We start from the raw sequence: 20,945 nt of genomic DNA, 5'->3' as shown, positions 1-20,945 counted from the left end.
CCCGGGGCGCGGCAGCCGGTCACGGGGGCGTTCCGGTGGGTGCGGCCGGCAGGGTGGCGCAGACCGCGCCCAGCACGCCCGCGTACGGCGTGCCGTAGTCGGTCAACCGCGCACGCAGCCGCTCCAGGCCGTCGCGGTACTCGGTCAGCAGGCCGGTGTCGCCGGTCCGCGCGGTGAACTCCAGCACCGCCGGCAGGAAGTCCGGCAGCTCCTCGCCGCTGCACTCCAGGCCGTGCCGGCGGTAGACGTCCTGGAAACGGACCAGGGACGTCCCGCGCCGCCCGGTGCCGCCCTCGTGCCACCGGCTCAGGTACAGGCTGTGCCGGTTCCCCAGGTCGAAGACCCGTACGTAGTGCGCGGCCAGCTCCCGCCGCGGGGTGACGGCCGCGTGGTCGGTGAACGCCCGCAGCTGCGGGGCGGCCTCGCGCAGCAGCGGCAGCCGGTCGATCAGGTCGTCGTCCGGGTAGGTCAGGCACAGGGCCGCCGCCTGGTAGAGCACCGCGTCCGAGGGCATCGGGCCTCCTTCGCGTCGTCGGCACGGGCCCGCCGGCCCCGCCGGGGCCGCACCCCCCGGGGCACTACTCAGAACCTAGGGGCGGGCCCGGGAACGCACCCGTCCGCAGACCCGTACGGGTCACGCCGGACCGGGGGCGGCACCAGCGGGCCCCCTACGGGCCGCCCGGGACTCACAGGCTCTCGCGGTGCTCCCGCAGCAGCTTCAGCGTGCGCTGGGCGGACGCGGCCCGGGCCGTCATGTGGTCCAGCACCTCCAGGTGCGCGGCCACCTCCTGGCGCGAGTCCAGATACAGGGCGCCCGTCAGGTACTCGGTGAACACCATGTCCGGCAGCTCCGGCTCGGCGAACCGGAACAGTGTGAACGGCGCGTACGTCCCCGGGTGCGGGCCCGCCGCGAACTCGGCGATCTGGAGCGTGACCCGGTCCCGCCCGGCGTACTCCAGCAGCCGGTCCAGCTGGTCGCGCAGCACCTCGGGCCGTACGCTCACCGGGCGCCTGAGCACCGTCTCGTCCATGATGACCCACAGGTGGGGCGGGTCCTCCCGCTCCAGCAGCCGCTGCCGCTCCATGCGCAGCGACACGTGCCGTTCGACCGTCCCCGGCGCACTCTGCCCGATCGTCCCCGCCTCCAGCACCGCGCGCGCGTACTCCTCGGTCTGCAGCAGACCGGGCACGAAGTGCGGTTCGTAGGAGCGGATGACCCGGGCGGCGCCCTCCAGGCTGACGTACAGGCTGAACCAGTCCGGCAGCACGTCGTGGAACCGCTGCCACCAGCCCGGCTGGTTCGCCTCCTCGGCCAGCCGCACGAACGCGTCGGCCTCCTCCTCGGGCACCCCGTAGGTGGTCACCAGCACCTGCACGTAGGGGATCTTCAACGCGACCTCGGCCATCTCCATCCGCCGTACCGTCGCCGACGCCACCCGCAGGACCCGGGCGGCCTCCTCACGACTGAGGCCCGCCGCCTCCCGCAGTTCCTGCAACCGTTTGCCCAGCACCACCTGGCCCACGGTGGGCGCAGCCCGCCGCTCACTCACCGCCACGCCCTCCCCTGCGCACCGATTTCACGCGGGGAGCAGTCTGTCACGTGTCGCCGTCTCGCACACGTGCCCGAGGCAAGAGTCTTCAACCCGCCTGGGTGTGCAGGTACTTCGCGGTCGCCGGGTCCGCCGGCAGGAACGTCTCGATGGCGAGTTCGGCGACCGTGACGTCCATCGGCGTGTTGAACGTGGAGATCGAGGACACGAACGACAGGGTCCGCCCGGCGTGCTCGATGCGCAGCGGCAGCGCGAAGTACGGCACCGGCTCGGCCGGTTCGCCGCCGGCCGGCTCCTCGGGCACCGGATAGGCCGCCACCTCCTCGTACAGGGCGCGCAGCCGCTCCGAGCGGTGCAGGGCGATCTCCCGCTCCATCTGGGCCAGCAGATGCCCGCGCCACTCCCGCAGGTTCCGGATGCGCGGCGCCAGCCCCCGCGGGTGCAGGGTCAGCCGCATCGCGTTCGGCGCCGGGACCATCAGCTCCTCCGGCACGCCCTCCAGCAGCAGGGCGATGCCCCGGTTCGCGGCGACCACCGTGTACCCGGCGTCGACCACCAGCGCCGGGTACGGCTCGTAGCCCCGGATGAGCCGCTCCATGCCGTCGCGCAGCGCGTCCAGCGCCGGGTCGTCCAGCGGGGTCTCCGGATAGCGCGGCGCGTAACCGGCCGCCAGCAGCAGGGCGTTGCGCTCCCGCACCGGCACGTCGAGCTGCTCGGCGAGCCGCAGCACCATCTCCTCGCTGGGCCGGGACCGGCCGGTCTCGACGAAGCTGATGTGCCGCGCGGAGGAGTCGGCGCGCAGCGCCAGGTCCAGCTGCGAGATCCGCCGCCGCTCCCGCCAGGCGCGCAACAGCGGGCCGACGCCCTTGCCGGTGACGCCGGTGGGGGCGGTGGATGCCGTGGGAGCGGTGGGAGCGGGCACGGGGAGAGGCATGCCGCCGACCCTAGTCGAGCGCGGGGCGGGGCAACGAGCCGATCGCGCCCGGACCGCGCCGGTGTGCCGGGCCCCTCGCCGGCGTGGCACGCTGAACCCGTACCCGCCACGCCCCCGCAGGGGGCACGCAGCGAAGGGAGCCCCGGCCATGGCCGTCGAACCGCTGTCGCAGAAGGAGATCGAGGACCGGCTGGCCGAACTGCCCGGCTGGTCGGTGGACGGCGACCGCCTCACCCGGTCCTACCGGCTGGGCTCCCACTTCGCGGCGGCGGCCCTCGTCGTGCACATCGCCGGCATCCAGGACGAGCTGGACCACCACTCCGACCTGACCCTCGGCTACGACACCGTCTCCCTCAGCGTGCACACCCACAGCGCGGGCGGCGCCGTCACCGCGAAGGACTTCGCCCTCGCCCGCAAGGTGGAGGACATCGCCCCAGGTCACGGAGCACACTGAGCGATGTGCTCGACTACGACAAGGAAGCCGGCGCCTACGACGCCTCGCGCGGCGGCGAGGCCCGCGCCCACGAGGCCGCCCAGGCCGTCCTCGGCCTGATACCCGAAGCTCCGGGCCGTCTCCTCGACGTCGCCTGCGGCACCGGGATCGTCACCCGGCGGCTCGCCGCCGCGCGCCCGGGGCTGCGGGTGACCGGCGCGGACCTCAGCCCCGCCATGGTCCGCAGGGCGTCGGCCCGGCTGCCCGGCGCGGTCGTACGGGCGGACAGCCGCCGACTGCCGTTCCCCAGCGGCGCGTTCGACGCGGTCACCACCATCTGGCTGCTGCACCTGCTGCACGATCCCGAGGACGTGAGCGCGGTCGTCGGCGAGTGCGCCCGCGTGCTGCGGCCCGGCGGGGTGTACGTCACCACGGTCGACAAGGCCGCCGCGCACGACGTCGGCAGCGACATCGACGCCGTCCTCGCCGCCCGCCCGCGCCGTCCCGCCGCCGACGCCCCGCGAACCGTCACCGCCCACGCCGCCCGGCACGGACTCGCACCCGCCGGACACGGCTCCTTCCGCGGCGCCGGGCAGGGCCGCAGCCCCCGCACCACCATCGCCGACCTGCGCCGCGGCTGGTTCACCCTGCTGCCGCCCGGGGAACCGCGCACCGAGGAGTTCGCCTCCCGCCTGGCCGCACTCCCCGGCCAGGACCGCCCGCGCCCCGACCCGCGCTTCAGCCTGAGGGCCTTCCGCAAGCCGGCGCCGGCTCCTCCCGGGACACCGTGAACCGGGCGCGCGTCCTGCCCGCCTCAGCGCGACGACCGGCGGGGCCACGGCGGTCAGGCCGGGCCACCGCTGCCGTACGGGGCGTAGAGATCGAGCGGCCGGACCCGGGAGGCGTGCAGCCGCTGGGCGGCCACCTGCCCCACCCAGGCCGCGATCGCCCGGCCGAACGCGGGGCCCGCCGCGCACGTCGCGCGCACGCCGCCGGCGTCGAACTCCCCGGCCCGCCCGGCCGGCCAGTGCGCCGTGCCCGAGGGTCTCGATGACGGCGGGCCGGCGGCCGGGCACACGCGGGTCCAGGGCGGCGGTGCCGGTGGGCACGATCCAGAGGCGGTCGACGCGCCGGCCCTCCTCGGTCAGGCGGGTGCCGGCGTCGAAGGCGACCTCGCGGGCGAGGCGCATCGGCGGGGGGCGCTGCCCGGCCGGCAGCGCCGCGGTCATGGCGGCGGAGGCGTCGCGGAGGCTCCCTTCCTCGCTCGCCGCCTCCAGGCCGGCCGCGCCCGCCGCCCGTCACCAGGGGCCGCACGGACCCGGACGGGGGCGCTTCGGCCCCGGCACGACAGGACGGGAAGGGCGTCACCCGCTTCTCGCGGATCATGATTGCGCGGTGCGCGGCTGCCGGCCGCTTCCCCGCGTCTGCAAACGCGTCCTTCCCGCCACCACCAGGACACCACGGGAACCGACGTCGCACCAGTGCCGCGGGGTCAGCCGGTCACGCAGGCCCGGCCGTCCAGGGTGAACGCCGCCGGCCTGGTGTTCGCGCCCGACCAGCTGCCCGTGAAGCCGAAGGCGACCGAGGAGCCGGCCGTCACGGTGCCGTTCCAGCTCGCGTTCTTCGCCGTCACCGCCGGACCCGACTGCGTGTGGTCGGCGTTCCACAGGTTCGTGATCCGCTGGCCGTCCGGGAACGTCCAGCCGAGGGACCAGCCGTTCCAGGCCGTCGTGCCGGTGTTGGTCAGCCGTACGTCCGCCTGGAAGCCGTCGGCCCACTGGTTGGTGACCTTGTAGGTGACCGCGCAGGCGCCGGACGGAGGCGGATCCGTACCGCCGGGGCCGGAGGTGTCGCCGTACACGACGCCCCGGCCGTTGGTCGCGACGTACACCCGGCCGTACACCCGCGGGTCGCCGGTGATCGCCGCGCCCGTCCGGCCCCACTGGTGGGCGTCGTCGTTGATGCGGGTCCAGCTCGCCCCCTCGTCCGTGGAGCGGAAGATACCCCGCACCGACCCGATCTTCGCGCTGGTGTAGAGGGTCTGGTACGACGCTCCCGGCGCGGCCTTGCCGAAGCCGATCGTGTCGGCCTGCTCGACGTTCGGCAGCCGGGCGAAGTGCGCGCCGCCGTCCGTGGAGTGCCACAGGCCGTACGCGCCGTCCGTCGCCCCGCCGGCCAGCCAGATGTCGCCCTTCGTGCCGGGCAGCGCCTTGAAGCGCACGCTGTCCCCGCTCGGCAGACCCGCCGCGAGGGAGGCCGTGAAGGTCGCGCCGCCGTCCGTGCTGACGTAGAAGGTCCCGGACTTGAAGCCGTAGAAGGTCTTCGGGTCGACGCGGTCCGACTCGACGAGCGCGCCGGCCGGGATGCCGCTCGACGCCGACCAGGACGTGCCGAAGCCCGTCGCGTACCGCACGCCGGTGCCGGCCGGGCTCCACACGAACCGGCTGCCGTCGGCCGCCGCGGCCACCGTGCCGCCGCCCGAGACGCCCGGGGGATCGGTCCCGGCGAACCAGTGGGCGCCGTTGTCCGTGGAGAACGCGATGTGCGGGCCCGGGTCCAGGTCACCGGCCCGGACCACCGTGGCGGGGTCCGCCTCCGCGAAGTCCACGCTGGTGGTCGTCGTGAAGGTGGGGGAGGTGTACATCATCGACGGCACCTCGGTCAGGTCCGTGTGCCGGAAGCCGCCGATGTCGCCGAGCGCGCTGAACAGCCGGGCGTCACCGGAGGGCGGCGCCGCGAGGTCGTTGACCGCCGTCTCCTCCAGGCCCCGCACCATCGGCTTCACCGTGAACCGGCCGCCGCTGTCCCACGCGGTGAGGTTCTCGGTGCCGTAGAGCGTGGCGCCCGTCCCGTACATCATCCGGGAGGAGTCGAACGGGTCGATCTCCAGGGCCTCCGTCATCCACCCCAGTTTCGGCGTCTGTTCGGGCGGGGAGGGGTTCGCGCCGAAGGTCAGCCAGGGGGAGGAGGACACGTCGATGGTGTACCGGTTCGAGCGGTCCGGGTACGACGTGTAGTCCCAGGCCCTCGTCCAGGTGGCGCCGCTGTCGGTGGAGCGGAAGAGCTGGGTGTCCGGCCACCAGGAGCTGTACGCGGTCGCCATCACGGTGGACGGGTGCCGGCGGTCGACCGTCAGCCCGCTGAAGCCGTAGGAGGTGTCCGCCTCCGCGACCGGGCTGATGTCCGTCCAGGTGCCGGTGGCCGTCGCGTACCGCCACAGCCGGCCCTTGCCGCCGTCGTAGGGACCGCCCTTGTCGCTGTAGGCGAGGTACAGGAACCCGTTCTCCGCGTCCAGCACGCCCTTGTGCGCGAGGTACCCGGTCGGCTGGCCGGCCAGCCGGGTCCAGGTGGCGCCCGCGTCCGTCGAGCGGTAGACCGCGTTGTCCTGGTCGGCGACCCCGACGTAGAGGGTCTTCGTCGCGCTCCCGGAGGTCCCCGTGGACTCGTCGAAGGTGACCCAGACGATGCCCTGGTTGTCGCTCGCGTACCCGCTCGTGTCGCCCGGGTCCTGCCGGTAGGTGCCGGGGTTGGGGAAGCTCGTCACCTGCGACCAGGTCGCCCCCGAGTCCGTCGAGCGCCACAGGCCCCTGCCGCTGGGCGCGCCCAGGTACAGCACGCTGTCGCGGTTCGGGTCGACCGCCAGCCGTTCGCCCATGCCCCGGCCGGGCATGTTGCCGCCCAGCTTGAAGGGCAGGTCGGCCGTGCGCCAGCTGGCGCCCCGGTCGGCGGAGCGCAGCACCGCGCCGTTCGTCGGGTCCCAGCCGTTGGTGTACGTCCCGACGGCCGCGTACACCTTGTCGGGGTCGACCGGGTCGGAGGCCAGGCTCACCACGCCGGTGTGGCCCCATTCGTTCCAGCCGACCGAGTCCAGCAGCGGCGTCCACGTCTTCGTCCGCTGCTGCCAGCGGTAGGCGCCGCCGATGTCGGTGCGGGCGTAGACCAGGTCCTTCTCGGAGCGGTTGAAGACGATCCCGGGGACGAAGCCGCCGCCGTCGATCCGGGCGTTCTTCCAGGTGTAGGTGTCCGCCGCGAGGGCCGTGCGCGGGGCGGGGCCGGCGAGTGCGGGCGGGGTGCCGGACAGCAGGCCGGCGGCGAGGGCCAGCACGGCGGTGAGGATGCGGGTTCTCCGCATGGCGGGGTCCTCCCATGACGGGGGGCGGCCCCCGGTGGGAAGGGGGCCGCCCGTGCAAAGGTGCCGGTCTATTCCAGGAGCTCGGCGTAGGAGCCCATGGCCAGGGCGATGTCCGCCTGGGCCCAGAAGCGGTGGTACGTGAAGACGGGCGCGGCGCCGCCCTTGAGGTAGGCCTCGACCTTCGACCAGTTCGGGTCGCTCTTGTAGAAGGAGCGGAGCGAGGCGAACGTGGACGACGCGTTGATCGCGTCGCCGTTCGGCATCGTGCCGGTCCAGCCGCTCGGCACGTACACGCTGTCGCCGAACCGGCTGTAGTCGGTACGGGTCTCCGGGACGGCGATGCCGAGGCTGTCCTGGTAGTTGTTCCACATGCCGTCCAGCAGCGCCTTCGCCGTGGACTTGGCGGCGCTGTCACCGGACTTGGCGGCGTAGTACGTCAGCGTCTTGGCGTAGGAGGCGGCCACGCCGACGTCGTCGGTGTAGTCCGCGACGGTGACGTGGAGTGAGCTGTTGCTGCCGGGACTCGACGCGTTCCAGGTGTCGGGCTGGCCCGACCACTGGAGGGTGGAGGGGATGCGGTAGGTGCCGTCCGGGTTGATCGTGGTCTTGGACAGCGCCCACTTGACCCACTTGTCGAGGATCGCCTTCGCCGAGGCGTTCCCGGTCTGCTGGTAGTACTCGGCGACCCGCTCCATCGACCACGCCTGGAACCCGAACCACTGGTTGGACGGCGGGTCGTGGTAGACGGGCTGCCAGTCGTAGTACATGCCGTAGAAGGTGGACGCGCCGGCCGGCGGGGCGGCGTACCGGCCCTGCCAGCTGTTGGTCGCGCCGCCCGCGATGGCGCCCTCGGACGACTGGAGCCACTGGTAGAACTCCAGCTGCCGCTGGAGCGACTTGCCCCAGTCCGCCGCGCCCGTGGCCGACTTGGGCTTCAGGTCGGCGACCGAGCTGAGCGCGTACGCGGCGAGGGGGTTCTGGTAGCCGCCGTGGACATGGCTGGAGCCGATCCGCCAGGCCCAGCCGGCGGAGGTGTCGGTGGCGCCGCCCCAGGCGTAGTACCAGGACAGCAGGTAGTGCGAGGCGTCCTTGCCGGTGCCGGCCGGGCAGGACGGGCTCGTGCAGTTGCCGATCTTCTTGAAGTACTTGTCGTACATCGCGTACCGCAGGTAGTCGCCCATCTTGGCGGCCTTGGCGACCGTCGCGGACACGTCGGAGCTCTTGCCCTGCGCCTTCGCCCACACGTCCGCCCAGTACGCGGCCTGCACGGCGCGGGAGTCCGCGTCCGGGGCGTCGGTGTACTTCCACTGCTTGGCGTAGGAGGAGTCGCCGGTGAACAGGTCCAGGTAGCCGTTCTTGCCGCCGTACTTGAAGGCGTCGCAGGTCGGCTGCGGGACCGTCTCCCAGACGGACTCCTGCGAGCCGCGCTGGAAGGTGTTGATGTACGACGGCCCGGTGGCCGTCGGACCGGCCTCGCACTTGCCGGGCTCGTTGCCGTAGCCGTAGACGTTGTCCACGTCCTCGATCCAGTGCATGCCGTAGACGTCGTCCGTGCCGTACGCCGACTTCAGCTCACCGGCGATCGGGTCCGGGCCGACCGACACCGACGAGTCGAGCTTCGCCGGGTACTCGTTCGGGGTGTCCAGCTCGGGCGCGTACGTGGCCGGCTTGGAGGCGTTGTAGAAGGAGTTCGTCGGCTGGTCGGCGTGGGTGGGGATCATGTACTTCTCCATGAGGTCCCACGCGCCGTTGAACTTCGACCAGTCGCCGGTCACCTTGCCGTACATCGCCTGGAGCCACAGCAGGTAGCTGTACGCCTCCGAGGTGGTCTCGTGACCCTGGTCCGGGGCCTCGACGATCAGCGTCTCCACCGCGTGGTACGGGATGCCCTCGGGGGAGAAGTAGCCGTTCGCCGGGTTGGTGATCTTCCCGTACAGGTCGAGGAAACGGGCGTCGTACGCCTTCGACGCGGGCAGCTCCGTCACCGTCACCGTCGCCTTGGTGTGGCCGGTGGCCGACGCGGTGAAGGTCGCGCTGCCGGTGCCGGAGGAGTCCGCCGTCACGGTCACCGTCTGCGCGGTGTTCCAGTCCGACGGGGTGAAGGTCAGCGAGGAACCACCCGTCACGGACAGGCCGGTGTTGCCGCTCGTGCGGCTCGTGCTCACCGTCACGTTCGCGCTCGGCTGTGTCGACAGCTTCACCGAGAACGTGCCCGACTTCCCTTGCTGGACGCCGAGTTGGGAGGGCGAGGCGACCACGGCGGGCCCGGAGGCGACCGTGATGCCGACCGGGGTGGAGGCGGCGGACGCGCCCAGGCTGTCGTACGCCTTCGCCACCAGGGAATGACTGCCCACGGTCAAACTGGAGACCGAGAGCGAGTACGGCGCGCTGGTGTCCGTGCCCAGCAGCGTGGTGTCGTCGTAGAACTCCACCTTGCCGATGGTCGCGTTGTCGGCCGCCGCCGCGGTCGCGGCCAGCGGCACCGCCTCGCCCTGCGAGTACACCGCGCCCGCGCTCGGGCTGGTCAGCACGGTCACCGGCGGCTGGTGCGCGCCGGCGCAGGTGGTGCCGTTGACGGCGAAGGACGTGGGGGCGGCGTTGGAGCCGCTGTAGGTGAACTGGGCGCCGGTGGAGACGGCGGCACCCGTCGCGATCGTGCCGTTGTACGAGGCGTTCTTCACGGTGACCGTCTGGCCCGACTGGGACCAGGTGCCGTTCCAGCCGTTGGACAGCTTCTGGTTGCCGCTGTAGGCGTACGTCAGCGTCCAGCCGTTGATGGCGTCGGTACCGCGGTTGGTGATCGTGAGGTCGGCGGTGAAGCCGGAACCCCAGTCGTTGGTCTTGTAGTCGACACTGCACTGCACCGACGCGGCGTGCGCGGCCGGAGTGCCGGTGGCGAGCATCGTCAACGGCAGGGCGAACGCGGCGGCCACCGCGGTCCACAGCCGGCGCACGGCTCTGCGCTTACGTCCGGGATCCATGTGCTGGTTCCTCCTTGCGGGCGGGCGGCTCGGGGGAGGTCAAGGCTTGAACCAGTGGGAGCGCTCCCATAGTGGGGATGGGGCCCGGAGCGGTCAAGGTGCTTGAAGAGTCGAAAAGATTCGACGGGCCGGCTGAGGAAAAGTCAGGCGGCTCCCCTGGGCAGAGCCGCCACTTGGCGCTACCTTCACTCGCACCAGTGGGAGCGGTTCCGTTCAGTCGACGCGTCCGTCACGACGCGCCAAGCTGCAAGGAGTCGCTCATGCGACACCCCCCGCGTTCAGCACTTTTAGCCGTCACCGGTGCGGTCGCGCTCGTCGGGAGCGTGGTCGTGCCGGTGGTGGCGGCCCAGGGAGCCACGCCCGCCTGCACGGTGGAGTACACCGTCACCAGCCAGTGGGACAGCGGCTTCCAGGGCTCGGTGAAGGTCACCAACAACCGGACCGCGCTGAGCGGCTGGAAGCTCACCTTCGACTTCGCCGGCGGACAGAAGGTCAGCCAGGGCTGGAACGCCAAGTGGTCCCAGTCCGGCGGCACCGTCACCGCGGCCGGCGAGGACTGGAACGGCACGCTCGGCACCGGTGCGAGCGTCAGCGCCGGCTTCCTCGCCTCCTGGTCGGGGAGCAACCCCGCGCCGGCCGTGTTCAAGCTCAACGGCACGACCTGCAACGTCGACTCGGAGCCGACCACCCCGCCGCCGACGACCCCGCCGCCGTCCGGCGGTACCCCGCCCGCGCTGCGGGTCTCCGGCAACAAGCTCGTGGACGCCGGCGGCACCACCCGCCGCCTGCTCGGCGTCAACCGCTCCGGTGGCGAGTTCATGTGCGTGCAGGGCTACGGCATCTGGGACGGACCGGTGGACGACGCGGCGGTCAAGGCGATCGCCGACTGGAAGGCCAACGCGGTCCGCATCCCGCTGAACGAGGAGTGCTGGCTGGGCCTGTCCGACGTCAAGCCCGAGTACGGCGGTGCCAACTACGTCTCCGCCGTCAAGGAACTGGTGGCCCGCGTCGAGGCGCACGGCATGACCCCGATCCTCGAACTGCACTGGTCCTACGGCCAGTACACCGGGAACTCGGCCGGCTGCACCGACGTGCACGCCACCTGCCAGAAGCCGATGCCCGACATGCGGTACTCCCCGTCGTTCTGGTCGTCGGTGGCGAGCACCTTCAAGGACGACCAGGCGGCCGTGTTCGACCTGTTCAACGAGCCGTATCCGGACCGGGCGGCCTCCAGCGCCGCGGACGCCTGGACGTGCTGGCGGGACGGGGGCACGTGCCCCGGGATCTCCTACGAGGTCGCCGGCATGCAGGACCTCGTGGACAGCGTCCGGGCCACCGGCGCCAGGAACGTCGTCATGGCCGGCGGCCTGGCGTACTCGAACGACCTCAGCCAGTGGAACGCGTACAAACCGACCGACCCGGCGGGCAATCTCGCCGCCGCGTACCACGTGTACAACTTCAACTCCTGCGCGAGCGAGAGCTGCTGGAACTCCACCCTCGCCCCGGTGGCCTCCCAGGTGCCCCTGGTGGCCGGGGAGATCGGCGAGAACACCTGCTCGCACGGGTTCACCGACCGGGTCATGAAGTGGTTCGACGACCACGACCTGTCCTACCTCGGCTGGACCTGGAACACCTGGGACTGCTCCTCCGGGCCGTCCCTGATCTCCGCCTACGACGGCACTCCCACCGCGTACGGCGCCGGGCTGCGTGACCACCTGCGCGCCCTCAACCCGTAGACCCATCCCGTAGATCCCACGGAACCCCGAAGGAACCCGCACTCATGAGTCGTACCAAGACAACACTCCTGGTGGCCCTGGGCCTCCTCGCCGGCGCCTCCGGAACGGCGTTCGCGGCCCTGCCCGGCGGCTCGGGCGCCGCCGTCGCCGCCGTGCCCTGCGCCGTCGACTACAAGATCCAGAGCCAGTGGGACACCGGCTTCACGGCCGCCGTCACCCTCACCAACAACGGCGCCGCCAAGTCGGCGTGGTCGCTGAAGTGGTCGTACGGCGGCACCCAGAAGGTCACGAACGGCTGGAACGCGAAGATCAGCCAGAGCGGCACCGCGGTCACCGCGGCCAACGAGAGCTACAACGGCTCGCTCGCGACCGGCGGCACGGTCAGCTTCGGCTTCAACGGCACGTTCAGCGGCACCAACTCCGTCCCCGCCACCTTCACGCTCGACGGCGTCACCTGCAACGTCGACGGCGGCAGCGGCGGCAGTGGCGGCGGAACCGGCGGCGGCACCGGTGGGGACACCGGCGGCGGGACCGGTGGCGGAACCGGCGGAGACACCGGTGGGAGCACGGGCGGCGGGGGCGGTGACGGAGGCACCGGCAACCGCGTCGACAACCCCTACGCCGGGGCCAAGGGCTACGTGAACCCGGAGTGGTCCGCGCACGCCGCCGCCGAACCGGGCGGCAGCCGCATCGCCAACCAGCCCACCGCCGTGTGGCTGGACCGGATCGCCACCATCAACGGCGTGAACGGCGGGATGGGCCTGCGCGCCCACCTGGACGAGGCGCTGAAACAGAAGGGCTCGGGCGAACTCGTCGTCCAGCTCGTCATCTACGACCTCCCGGGCCGCGACTGCTCCGCCCTCGCCTCCAACGGCGAACTGGGCCCGAACGACATCGACAAGTACAAGAGCCAGTACATCGACCCGATCGCGTCGATCCTGTCCGACGCCAAGTACGCGGGCCTGCGCATCGCCACCGTCATCGAGCCGGACTCCCTGCCCAACCTGGTCACCAACGCGGGCGGCACCGCGGGCAGCACCGACGCCTGCGCGACCATGAAGGCCAACGGCAACTACGAGAAGGGCGTCAGCTACGCCCTCGACAAGCTGGGCGCCATCCCGAACGTCTACAACTACATCGACGCCGGCCACCACGCCTGGCTCGGCTGGGACTCCAACTTCGGGCCCACCGTCCAGGAGTTCTACAAGGTCGCCACCACCAACGGCGCGAGCGTCAACGACGTGACGGGCTTCATCGTCAACACCGCCAACTACAGCGCCACCAAGGAGCCGTACTTCAAGGTCACCGACAGCGTCAACGGGCAGACCGTGCGCCAGTCGAAGTGGGTCGACTGGAACCAGTACGTGGACGAGCAGTCCTTCGCCCAGGCACTGCGCGACAAGCTCGTCGCGTCCGGGTTCAACAGCAACCTCGGCATGCTGATCGACACCTCCCGCAACGGCTGGGGCGGCTCCGCACGGCCCACCAAGTCCGGCCCGCTGACCTCCGTCGACGACTACGTCAACGGCGGCCGCATCGACCGGCGCATCCACGCCGGCAACTGGTGCAACCAGAACGGTGCCGGCCTCGGCGAACGGCCGACCGCCGCCCCGGCGGCCGGGATCGACGCCTACGTGTGGGTCAAGCCCCCGGGGGAGTCGGACGGAGCCAGCTCCGCCGTCTCCAACGACGAGGGCAAGGGCTTCGACCGGATGTGCGACCCGACCTACGGCGGCAACGCCCGCAACGGCAACAACCCCACGGGCGCGCTGCCGAACTCGCCGCTGGCCGGGCACTGGTTCTCCGCCCAGTTCCAGCAGCTGATGCAGAACGCCTACCCGCCGCTGCCGTAGCGGCGTGAGCGTCCGCCGGGGCCGGACCGCAGCGGTTCAGACCGCACCGGACAGGCCCCGGCGGATCGTACGCTCCACCGGCGAGTACGCCCCGTCCGGCCGGTCCAGCTCGCAGGGCACGGCCGGGAGCAGCGGGGGCTGCGCCAGGAAGCGGGGCCGGGTGCCGTGGTGCGGCTGGGCCGCGTGCACCAGGAACGGGTGACAGAGGTAGACGTCACCGGGGCGGCCCGTGGCGTGGGCGAGGGGGCGGTGGGCCGAGGCCGCCGCCACCCGGGGGCCCAGTTCGAGGAAGGACGCCCCCGCCTCGCCGTACGGCCGGAGCACGGCGGGCACGTCCAGATGCGACCCCACCCGGATCCGGGTCGGGGCGTCGTCCTGCGTGACCTCGCTGAACAGGAACAGCATCAGCAGCGCGCGGTCCCGGGAGCGCAGGTTCGCGTGGTAGTGCTCCTGGCCCTCGGGGAGGTAGCTGCCCTCGATGTGCCACCCGGCGTCGTCCGGTTCCGCGGGGTGCGGGAAGCGCAGCGGGAAGGTGCCCAGCGAGTAGCGCGGCTCCCAGCGCCCGGCGCCCACCAGCGCGTCGAACGCGTCGTGCAGCACCGGGGAGTTGGCCGCCGCCGCGAACGGGCCCTGGGCCATGCCGCCCACCCACACCACCGGGTCCTTCCAGGTGGCGCGGTCCTGCGGGTCGTAGCCCGTCTCCCGCCACAGCAGCCGCGCGCAGTCGTCGGCGACCCGTGGCGGGACGGCTGCCCCGATTTTCACGAACCCGTCCTCGACGAAGCGCTCTATGAGGTTGTCGTCCATGGGCCCATGGTCGTCGGTGACCTTGCCGGGACGCACCCGGTTTTTGCCGCACCGGCAACACCGCTGGCCTCCGTCCCGCGTGCCGTCGCACCCTGACCGCATCCGGAAGAGAGGCTGACCACCATGGCACACGACCACCACCACGACACCGGGCACCGGCACGGCCACGGGCACGGGCACCACGGCACGGACATCGACTGGAACGAGATGGGTCCCCTGCTGGAGGCGCAGGCGGAGCTGTTCGCCCCGGTGTACGAGCGGGCCATGGCGTGGCTCGCGCGGGAGGTGACCGAGCCGGGGCTGATCGTGGACGCGGGCAGCGGGCCCGGAGTGGTCTCCTGCCTGATCGCCGAGGTGTTCCCCGGGGCCCGGGTCGTCGCCGTCGACGCCACCGCGCCCCTGCTGGAGCGCGCCCGCGCCCGGGCCGTCCGGCGGGGCGTCGCCGACCGTTTCGACACACTCGCCGGTGAACTGCCCGGCGTGCTGGACAAGTTGGAGTACCCGGCCGACCTGCTGTGGGCCAGCCGCAGTCTGCACCACCTCGGTGACCAGCGGGCGGCGCTCGCCGCGTTCGCCGAGCGGCTCGCCCCCGGCGGCACCCTGGCGCTCCAGGAGGGCGGTCTGCCCTCCCGCTTCCTGCCCCGGGACATCGGCATCGGCCGCCCCGGACTCCAGGCGCGGCTGGACGCCCTGGAGGAGGAGTGGTTCGGCCGGATGCGCGCCGACCTGCCGGGCTCCGTCGCCGAAACCGAGGACTGGCCCGCCCTGCTGACCGCCGCCGGCCTCGGGCACGCCGGGACCCGCACCTTCCTGCTCGACCTGCCGGCCCCCGTCACCGACCGGGGCCGCGCCTACGTCGTCGCGCACCTGTCCCGGCTGCGCGAGGGCATCGGTGACGCGCTGGACGCCGAGGACCGCGCCACCCTGGACCGGCTGCTCGACCCGTCCGACCCGGCGAGCGTGCACGTACGGCCGGACGTGTTCGTCCTGGCCGCGCACACCGTGCACACGGCGGTCCGCCGGGGATAGGGCCTTACGGCGGGGCTTGACTTCGAGTGCTCTTCAAGTGATGGACTCCGGGCGTCTTCGACACCACGGGACACACACGACGCAGGGGGGACCTCATGAACGACGCTCCGGTCGCGCTCATCACGGGCGGGGGCAGCGGCATCGGCGCCGCCGTGGCGCGGCAGTTGCTGGACGCCGGGCACCGGGTCACCGTCACCGGGCGCGGAGAGCGGCGGCTGCGGGAGTTCGCCGGGAGCCTGGGGGATCCCGAGGGGCTGCTGACGGTCGCCGGTGACGCGTCGGCGTACGACGACGTGCGGCACGCGGTCGACCGCACGCTCAAGGCGTTCGGCCGGCTCGACACCGTCGTCGCCAACGCCGGCGTCGCCACCCACGACTCCGTGGCGGAGGGCGACCCGTCCGGCTGGACCGAGATGGTCCTCACCAACGTCCTCGGTCCCGCGCTCCTCGTCCGCGCCTCCGTCGACGCGCTGAAGGAGACCCGCGGCCGGATCGTCCTCGTCGGCAGCGTCGCCGGGTTCGTGAACACTCCGGGCAACCTCTACGGTGCCACGAAGTGGGCGGTGACCGGTCTCGCCGAGAACACCCGGCGCCAGGTCACGGAGTTCGGCATCGGTGTCACGCTGGTCGCCCCCGGCCGGGTGGAGACCCCCTTCTGGGACGGCTACGGCAGCCTGCCCCCGGGGCACCTCCTCACCGCCGGCCAGATCGCCGACTCGGTGGTGTGGGCGATCCGGCAGCCGGCCGGGGTCGACGTCAACACCGTCGTCGTCCGTCCGCTGGGCCAGCCCAACTGACGGACGCCCCGCCTCAGTTATTGGCGATGAACTGCTTGGCCAGCTGGTCGCCGAGGGAGACCGCCGCGCTGTGGCTCTCGATGGGGGAGACCTTGGAGTTCTTGAACAGGATGTAGGTCACGCCCGAGTCGGCGCCGCCGGTGGCCGGGTCCGGGTCGATGCCGAGCGCCTTGGCGGTGGCGTACGACGCCTCGCCGATGATCTGCGTGGGACCGGTGTCGCCGACGACGGCGTACTCGACCTTGTTGTTGTAGATGACGGCGACCACACCGCCGCCCTTGATGCCGGCGTTCGAGTAGTTCCAGATGCTGCTGATGCTGGGCACGACGACGTACGGCAGGGTCTCCGCCTTCAGCGGCGCGCCGTCGGACTGGTGGAAGGCGGTGTCGTCCTGGTACCAGGGGTCGCGGTTCTCGTTGCAGTTGGTGGTGCGCTGGCCGTCGCAGTCGATGTCCATGTCGGCCTTCCAGAACACCGCGCCGTTCTTGCCGCACACCGGGACCGTGGCCGACGTCTCCTCGTCCGTCCGGTACTTGCCGTTGGAGATCTGCGAACAGGACGTCACCTTGGCGAGCAGGTCGGCGGCGCTGACCGTGCCCTCCTGCGCGGACTTGGGGGAGGCGGCGGCGGAGGCGTGCGCGGGCAGCAGGCCGGCGGCGAGCAGGGCGGTGCCGGAGGCCACGGCGAGGCTGAGGGTACGGACACGCATGTGGGGGACCCTTCTGTTAGGAAAGTTTCCTTACCGGGTGCCGTACACGGTGGCCTGTTCGCCATGCTCCCGTCAACCCTGGTGTTGCGAACGGCCGAAATCTGTGCGTATTGCGGTGAGTTCCCTGGGAGGTGAGACTGGACGAGACGGATGTGTCCTGTTCTGTCCGGTCCTGTCGGAGGTCCCCTTCCCCCGGAGGTGAGGCTCATGTTCGTCCGTGCGGTGTACGCGACCGGTGATCCGGCACTGCTGGACGCGGCCATCCGGTCGGTGAACAGCGAGGGGCGGGACCTGCTGGAGGAACGCCCCGGGTACCGGGGCGCGGGCGTGTTCGCGGACCGGGAACTCGGCAAGCTCCTCACGGTGAGCTGGTGGGAGACCGAGGAGGCGCGGCGGAACAGCGACGAGGTGATGCGCGAGCGGCGCAGGGGGCTCCTGGAGCCCTTCGCCGGCACGCTGACGGTCGCCGGCTACGAGGCAGCCGTGCTCCACGAGGTCAGGCACCCGCGGCACGGCGGCGGACTGCGCGTCACCACCATGGAGTTCGATCCGCGCGACGCCGATCTGGTCGTCGACACCTTCCGGGCCACGGTGGTGCCGAGGTCCGAGTCACTGCCCGGACTCGCCGAGACGGCCCTGCTGATCGACCGGGAACGGGGACGGGGCCTGACCTGCTCCCTGTTCGTCGACCGCGCCTCCCTGGCCGCCTCGCGCGCGGCCGTCGCCGGCCTGCGGCACGCGGCGGCGGCCAAGGCCCACGCGGACGTGGTCGGCCTGGAGGAGTTCGAGGTCGTGCACGCGGACGTGCGCTTCGGCTGAGCGGCGGGTCGTCGCCCGGTGCCGACGCCGGGTGCCGGGCGGAACACGGGCGTGCGCCCCGCCGCGGTGCGGGGCGCACGGCCGTGCCGGGTGGTGCGGGGCGTCCGTTCGGGCCCGGGGGTCAGCCCGCGTCGAAGACGGCCGGGTCGGGCCCCAGGCGCCGGTCCTCGTTGAGCGCGCTGATCGCGGCGAGGTCCTCGTCGTCCAGGCTGAAGTCGAAGACCTCGATGTTCTCCTTGATCCGGGACGGCGTCACGGACTTCGGGATCACGATGTTGCCGAGCTGGATGTGCCAGCGCAGCACGACCTGGGCCGGGGTGCGGTTGTGCTTCTGCGCGATGGCGACGATCGCCGGCACCTCCAGCAGGCCCTGGCCCTGACCGAGCGGCGACCACGCCTCGGTGGCGATGCCCTGCTCCGCGTGGAACTCGCGCGCCTCGCGCTGCTGAAGGTGCGGGTGCAGCTCGATCTGGTTCACGGCGGGGATGACCGAGGTCTCCTGGAGGAGCCGCCGCAGGTGCTCGGGAAGGAAGTTGGAGACGCCGATGGCGCGGACGCGGCCGTCGGCGTGCAGCTTCTCGAACGCCTTGTAGGTGTCGACGTACGTGCCCCGGGACGGCAGCGGCCAGTGGATCAGGTAGAGGTCGACGTAGTCGAGCCCCAGCTTCTCCAGCGACGTGTCGAACGCGCGCAGGGTGGAGTCGTAACCGTGGTCGCTGTTCCAGAGCTTGGTGGTGACGAAGATGTCCTCGCGGGGCACGCCGGAGGCGGCGATGGCCTTGCCGGTGCCCTCTTCGTTGCCGTAGATCGCAGCGGTGTCGATGCTGCGGTACCCGGCCTCCAGCGCCGTGGCGACGGCCCGCTCGGCCTCGTCGTCCGGCACCTGCCAGACGCCGAAGCCCAGCTGGGGCATCTCGACGCCGTTGTTGAGGATGATCGGGGGGACCTTGCTGCTCACGAGCCTCTTGATCCTTCGGTTGTCGACAAGGTGGTACCTCCATCCTCAACGATCACGGCCCGCTCCGCATTCCTCACCACGGAATCCGCTGCGACCGACCGGGGAGCCCGGGCCGCCGCCGGCACCACCCCTCAGCCGCGGTAGAGCGCCTCGACCTCGTTCGCGTACGCCTTCTCGATGGCCTTCCGCTTCAGCTTCAGCGACGGGGTCAGCAGGCCGTGCTCCTCGGTGAACGGCTGGGCCAGGATGCGGAAGGTGCGGATCGACTCGGCCTGGGAGACGAGGGTGTTGGCGGCGACCACCGCCCGGCGCACCTCCGTCTCCAGGTCCGGGTCGTGCACCAGCTCGGCCGGGGTCATCCGCGGCTTGCCGCGCATCTGGAGCCAGTGCTCGACGGCCTCCTGGTCGAGGGTGATCAGGGCCGCGATGTACGGGCGGTCGTTGCCGACGACGATGCACTGGTTGACCAGCGGGTGTTCGCGGACCCGCTCCTCCAGCACGCCCGGGGAGACGCTCTTGCCGCCGGAGGTCACCAGGATCTCCTTCTTGCGGCCGGTGATGGTCAGGTAGCCGTCCTCGTCCAGGGAGCCGAGGTCGCCGGTGGCGAGCCAGCCGTCGTGCAGGGTCTGGTCGGTGGCCTTCGGGTTGTTCAGGTACCCCTGGAACACGTTCTGGCCGCGCAGCCAGATCTCCCCGTCGTCGGCGATGTGCACGGTCATGCCCGGGATGGCCTGGCCCACGGTGCCGTAGCGGGTGCGCTCGGGCGGGTTGGCGGTCGCCGCGGCCGTGGACTCGGTCAGGCCGTACCCCTCGTAGATCTGCACGCCGGCGCCCGCGAAGAACAGCCCCAGCCGGCGGTCCATCGCCGAGCCGCCCGACATCGCGTTCCGGATCCGGCCGCCCATCGCCGCCCGGACCTTGGCGTACACCAGCTTGTCGAAGAGCTGGTGCTGCATCCGCAGCCCCGCCGACGGGCCGGGCCCGGTGCCCCACGCCTTCGCCTCGACGGCCTCCGCGTACCTGACGGCGATGTCGACGGCCTTCTCGAACGGCCCCGCCTTGCCCTCCTTCTCGGCCTTGCGGCGGGCCGCGTTGAACACCTTCTCGAAGATGTACGGCACCGCGAGGACGAACGTCGGCTGGAAGGCGGCCAGGTCGGGCAGGAGGGCGGCGGCGTGCAGCTGCGGCTGGTGCCCGAAGCGGACCCGGCCGCGGATCGCGGCGACCTCCACCATCCGGCCGAAGACGTGCGCCAGCGGCAGGAACAGCAGCGTCGACGCCTCGTCGCCCTTCTTCGAGTGGAACACCGGCTCCCAGCGCTGGATCACCGTGTCCGCCTCGAACATGAAGTTGCCGTGGGAGATCACGCAGCCCTTGGGGCGGCCGGTGGTGCCGGAGGTGTAGATGACGGTGGCCACCGAGTCCGGGGTGACCGCCTCGCGGTGCCGGTGCACCACCTCGTCGTCCAGGTGCGCCCCGGCGTCGTACAGCTCCTGCACACAGCCCGCGTCCAGCTGCCACAGCCGGCGCAGCCGCGGCAGCCGGTCGATGACGGTGGCGATGGTCATCGCGTGGTCCTCGTGCTCCACGATCGCCGCGGCCACCTCGGCGTCGTAGAGCATCCAGAAGCACTGCTCGGCCGAGGACGTGGGGTAGACGGGCACCACCTGGGCGCCGATGGTCCACAGGGCGAAGTCGAACAGGGTCCACTCGTAGCGGGTGCGGGACATGATCGCGACCCGGTCGCCGAAGCGGATGCCGGACGCCAGCAGGCCCTTGGCGAGGGCCACGACCTCGTCGCGGAACTCGGCGGCGGTGACGTCCCGCCACTGCCCGGAGGCGTCCTTGCGGCCGAGCGCGATGTGCAGCGGGTCGGTCCGGGCATGGTCGAAGACGACGTCTGCCAGACCGCCCACCGGCGGCGGCGACGCCAACGGAGGGTTGGTGAACTCGCGCAACCTCGCTCCCCGTGTTCGCGCCTCAGTGACGTTGGTCCACGCACCGCACAGCGCCGTGAAAGCTACCCCACCCGGTCGGTGTGCGGGAGGGGTGCGGAAACCGAGCAAACCTCACGTTCCGCCTGGACGACGGCCCTGAAATGCCCGCACATGGGGAAGGGCCGGACACAACTACTGACCAGTCAGTAAGTTTCGGTGCCGTAATCTCCACCGAATCTGTACGCGCCGATTACGGGCCGGCGCGCGCTG

16 protein-coding genes and 1 pseudogene are annotated in these 20,945 nt (G+C 71.9%); 7 read left to right on the top strand and 10 right to left on the bottom strand.

Annotated features, from left to right (window positions below; all coding sequences use genetic code 11):
• Nucleotides 1-19: 19 nt before the first annotated feature.
• The 3 genes from narJ to AB0947_RS24530 all read right to left on the bottom strand — a co-directional run bounded on the left by narJ (nucleotide 20) and on the right by AB0947_RS24530 (nucleotide 2,484).
• A complete protein-coding gene (narJ, locus tag AB0947_RS24540) occupies nucleotides 20-514 on the bottom strand; it encodes a nitrate reductase molybdenum cofactor assembly chaperone (RefSeq protein WP_366752489.1) in 495 nt (164 codons plus the stop codon).
• Between the two features lie 172 nt (nucleotides 515-686).
• Nucleotides 687-1,550 carry a helix-turn-helix transcriptional regulator gene (locus tag AB0947_RS24535; RefSeq protein ID WP_366752488.1) on the bottom strand — a complete coding sequence of 288 codons (864 nt, stop codon included), beginning with the start codon at nucleotides 1,548-1,550 and terminating at the stop codon, nucleotides 687-689.
• A gap of 88 nt (nucleotides 1,551-1,638) precedes the next feature.
• Complete coding sequence (locus AB0947_RS24530; protein WP_366752487.1) at nucleotides 1,639-2,484, bottom strand: helix-turn-helix transcriptional regulator; 846 nt, start codon at nucleotides 2,482-2,484, stop codon at nucleotides 1,639-1,641.
• 148 nt (nucleotides 2,485-2,632) lie between these two features.
• Between AB0947_RS24530 and AB0947_RS24525 the strand changes: the two genes are divergently transcribed.
• Nucleotides 2,633-2,938: a 4a-hydroxytetrahydrobiopterin dehydratase gene (locus AB0947_RS24525; protein ID WP_366752486.1), complete on the top strand. Its 306-nt coding sequence runs from the start codon at nucleotides 2,633-2,635 to the stop codon at nucleotides 2,936-2,938.
• A 5-nt stretch (nucleotides 2,939-2,943) separates the two neighbouring features.
• Nucleotides 2,944-3,708, top strand: a complete 765-nt coding sequence (locus AB0947_RS24520) for a class I SAM-dependent methyltransferase (RefSeq protein ID WP_366752485.1) — start codon at nucleotides 2,944-2,946, stop codon at nucleotides 3,706-3,708.
• Nucleotides 3,709-3,761: 53 nt separating this feature from the next.
• Here AB0947_RS24520 and AB0947_RS24515 read toward each other — a convergent pair.
• The 3 genes and pseudogenes from AB0947_RS24515 to AB0947_RS24505 form a co-directional block, all read right to left on the bottom strand.
• Nucleotides 3,762-4,146: pseudogene (locus tag AB0947_RS24515) on the bottom strand (regulator).
• Nucleotides 4,147-4,409: 263 nt separating this feature from the next.
• Nucleotides 4,410-7,049, bottom strand: a complete 2,640-nt coding sequence (locus tag AB0947_RS24510; RefSeq protein ID WP_366752484.1) for a cellulose binding domain-containing protein — start codon at nucleotides 7,047-7,049, stop codon at nucleotides 4,410-4,412.
• A gap of 68 nt (nucleotides 7,050-7,117) precedes the next feature.
• On the bottom strand, nucleotides 7,118-10,030 hold the full coding sequence (locus tag AB0947_RS24505; RefSeq protein ID WP_366752483.1) for a glycoside hydrolase family 48 protein: 2,913 nt from the start codon (nucleotides 10,028-10,030) through the stop codon (nucleotides 7,118-7,120).
• 260 nt (nucleotides 10,031-10,290) lie between these two features.
• Here AB0947_RS24505 and AB0947_RS24500 point away from each other — a divergent pair, with 260 nt between their 5' ends.
• Together AB0947_RS24500 and AB0947_RS24495 are read left to right on the top strand one after the other, a co-directional pair.
• The gene (locus tag AB0947_RS24500; RefSeq protein WP_366752482.1) at nucleotides 10,291-11,766 is read left to right on the top strand and encodes a cellulose binding domain-containing protein; all 1,476 of its coding nucleotides are present in this window, start codon (nucleotides 10,291-10,293) and stop codon (nucleotides 11,764-11,766) included.
• A 44-nt stretch (nucleotides 11,767-11,810) separates the two neighbouring features.
• Nucleotides 11,811-13,619, top strand: coding sequence for a glycoside hydrolase family 6 protein (locus tag AB0947_RS24495; RefSeq protein WP_366752481.1), 1,809 nt, complete (start codon nucleotides 11,811-11,813; stop codon nucleotides 13,617-13,619).
• Nucleotides 13,620-13,655: 36 nt separating this feature from the next.
• Here the strand turns inward: AB0947_RS24495 and AB0947_RS24490 are convergent, their stop codons facing one another.
• Entirely contained in the window at nucleotides 13,656-14,426 is a 771-nt protein-coding gene (locus AB0947_RS24490) for a phytanoyl-CoA dioxygenase family protein (protein WP_366752480.1), read from the bottom strand.
• 123 nt (nucleotides 14,427-14,549) lie between these two features.
• On the opposite strand from AB0947_RS24490, the gene AB0947_RS24485 reads away from it, so the two are divergent.
• Nucleotides 14,550-15,455, top strand: coding sequence for a class I SAM-dependent methyltransferase (locus AB0947_RS24485; protein ID WP_366752479.1), 906 nt, complete (start codon nucleotides 14,550-14,552; stop codon nucleotides 15,453-15,455).
• Between the two features lie 95 nt (nucleotides 15,456-15,550).
• Nucleotides 15,551-16,252: an SDR family oxidoreductase gene (locus AB0947_RS24480; protein WP_366752478.1), complete on the top strand. Its 702-nt coding sequence runs from the start codon at nucleotides 15,551-15,553 to the stop codon at nucleotides 16,250-16,252.
• A 13-nt stretch (nucleotides 16,253-16,265) separates the two neighbouring features.
• Here AB0947_RS24480 and AB0947_RS24475 read toward each other — a convergent pair whose 3' ends face one another.
• Nucleotides 16,266-16,961 (bottom strand): glycoside hydrolase family 75 protein, encoded by a 696-nt coding sequence (locus tag AB0947_RS24475; RefSeq protein WP_366752477.1) that lies wholly within the window; start codon nucleotides 16,959-16,961, stop codon nucleotides 16,266-16,268.
• A gap of 207 nt (nucleotides 16,962-17,168) precedes the next feature.
• Here AB0947_RS24475 and AB0947_RS24470 point away from each other — a divergent pair, with 207 nt between their 5' ends.
• Nucleotides 17,169-17,780 (top strand): hypothetical protein, encoded by a 612-nt coding sequence (locus tag AB0947_RS24470; RefSeq protein WP_366752476.1) that lies wholly within the window; start codon nucleotides 17,169-17,171, stop codon nucleotides 17,778-17,780.
• A gap of 121 nt (nucleotides 17,781-17,901) precedes the next feature.
• Here AB0947_RS24470 and AB0947_RS24465 read toward each other — a convergent pair whose 3' ends face one another.
• Both AB0947_RS24465 and AB0947_RS24460 read right to left on the bottom strand, forming a co-directional pair.
• The gene (locus tag AB0947_RS24465; RefSeq protein WP_366752475.1) at nucleotides 17,902-18,738 is read right to left on the bottom strand and encodes an aldo/keto reductase; all 837 of its coding nucleotides are present in this window, start codon (nucleotides 18,736-18,738) and stop codon (nucleotides 17,902-17,904) included.
• 131 nt (nucleotides 18,739-18,869) lie between these two features.
• Nucleotides 18,870-20,696, bottom strand: coding sequence for an AMP-dependent synthetase/ligase (locus AB0947_RS24460; RefSeq protein WP_366752474.1), 1,827 nt, complete (start codon nucleotides 20,694-20,696; stop codon nucleotides 18,870-18,872).
• Nucleotides 20,697-20,945: the final 249 nt, after the last annotated feature.

Origin of the sequence: Streptomyces sp. NPDC047841 (assembly GCF_040704085.1) — a bacterium.
Lineage (GTDB): Bacteria > Actinomycetota > Actinomycetes > Streptomycetales > Streptomycetaceae > Streptomyces > Streptomyces argyrophylli.
Note: the sequence above shows the minus strand (reverse complement) of the source record. Positions and strands in the feature narration are given on the sequence as shown.

Bases quoted from the DNA above. Each gene is read 5' to 3' on its own strand.
- narJ (WP_366752489.1), bottom strand. From the start codon at position 514: ATGCCCTCGGACGCGGTGCTCTACCAGGCGGCGGCCCTGTGCCTGACC.
- AB0947_RS24530 (WP_366752487.1), bottom strand. From the start codon at position 2,484: ATGCCTCTCCCCGTGCCCGCTCCCACCGCTCCCACGGCATCCACCGCC.
- AB0947_RS24525 (WP_366752486.1), top strand. From the start codon at position 2,633: ATGGCCGTCGAACCGCTGTCGCAGAAGGAGATCGAGGACCGGCTGGCC.
- AB0947_RS24510 (WP_366752484.1), bottom strand. From the start codon at position 7,049: ATGCGGAGAACCCGCATCCTCACCGCCGTGCTGGCCCTCGCCGCCGGC.
- AB0947_RS24505 (WP_366752483.1), bottom strand. From the start codon at position 10,030: ATGGATCCCGGACGTAAGCGCAGAGCCGTGCGCCGGCTGTGGACCGCG.
- AB0947_RS24500 (WP_366752482.1), top strand. From the start codon at position 10,291: ATGCGACACCCCCCGCGTTCAGCACTTTTAGCCGTCACCGGTGCGGTC.
- AB0947_RS24495 (WP_366752481.1), top strand. From the start codon at position 11,811: ATGAGTCGTACCAAGACAACACTCCTGGTGGCCCTGGGCCTCCTCGCC.
- AB0947_RS24490 (WP_366752480.1), bottom strand. From the start codon at position 14,426: ATGGACGACAACCTCATAGAGCGCTTCGTCGAGGACGGGTTCGTGAAA.
- AB0947_RS24485 (WP_366752479.1), top strand. From the start codon at position 14,550: ATGGCACACGACCACCACCACGACACCGGGCACCGGCACGGCCACGGG.
- AB0947_RS24480 (WP_366752478.1), top strand. From the start codon at position 15,551: ATGAACGACGCTCCGGTCGCGCTCATCACGGGCGGGGGCAGCGGCATC.
- AB0947_RS24475 (WP_366752477.1), bottom strand. From the start codon at position 16,961: ATGCGTGTCCGTACCCTCAGCCTCGCCGTGGCCTCCGGCACCGCCCTG.
- AB0947_RS24470 (WP_366752476.1), top strand. From the start codon at position 17,169: ATGTTCGTCCGTGCGGTGTACGCGACCGGTGATCCGGCACTGCTGGAC.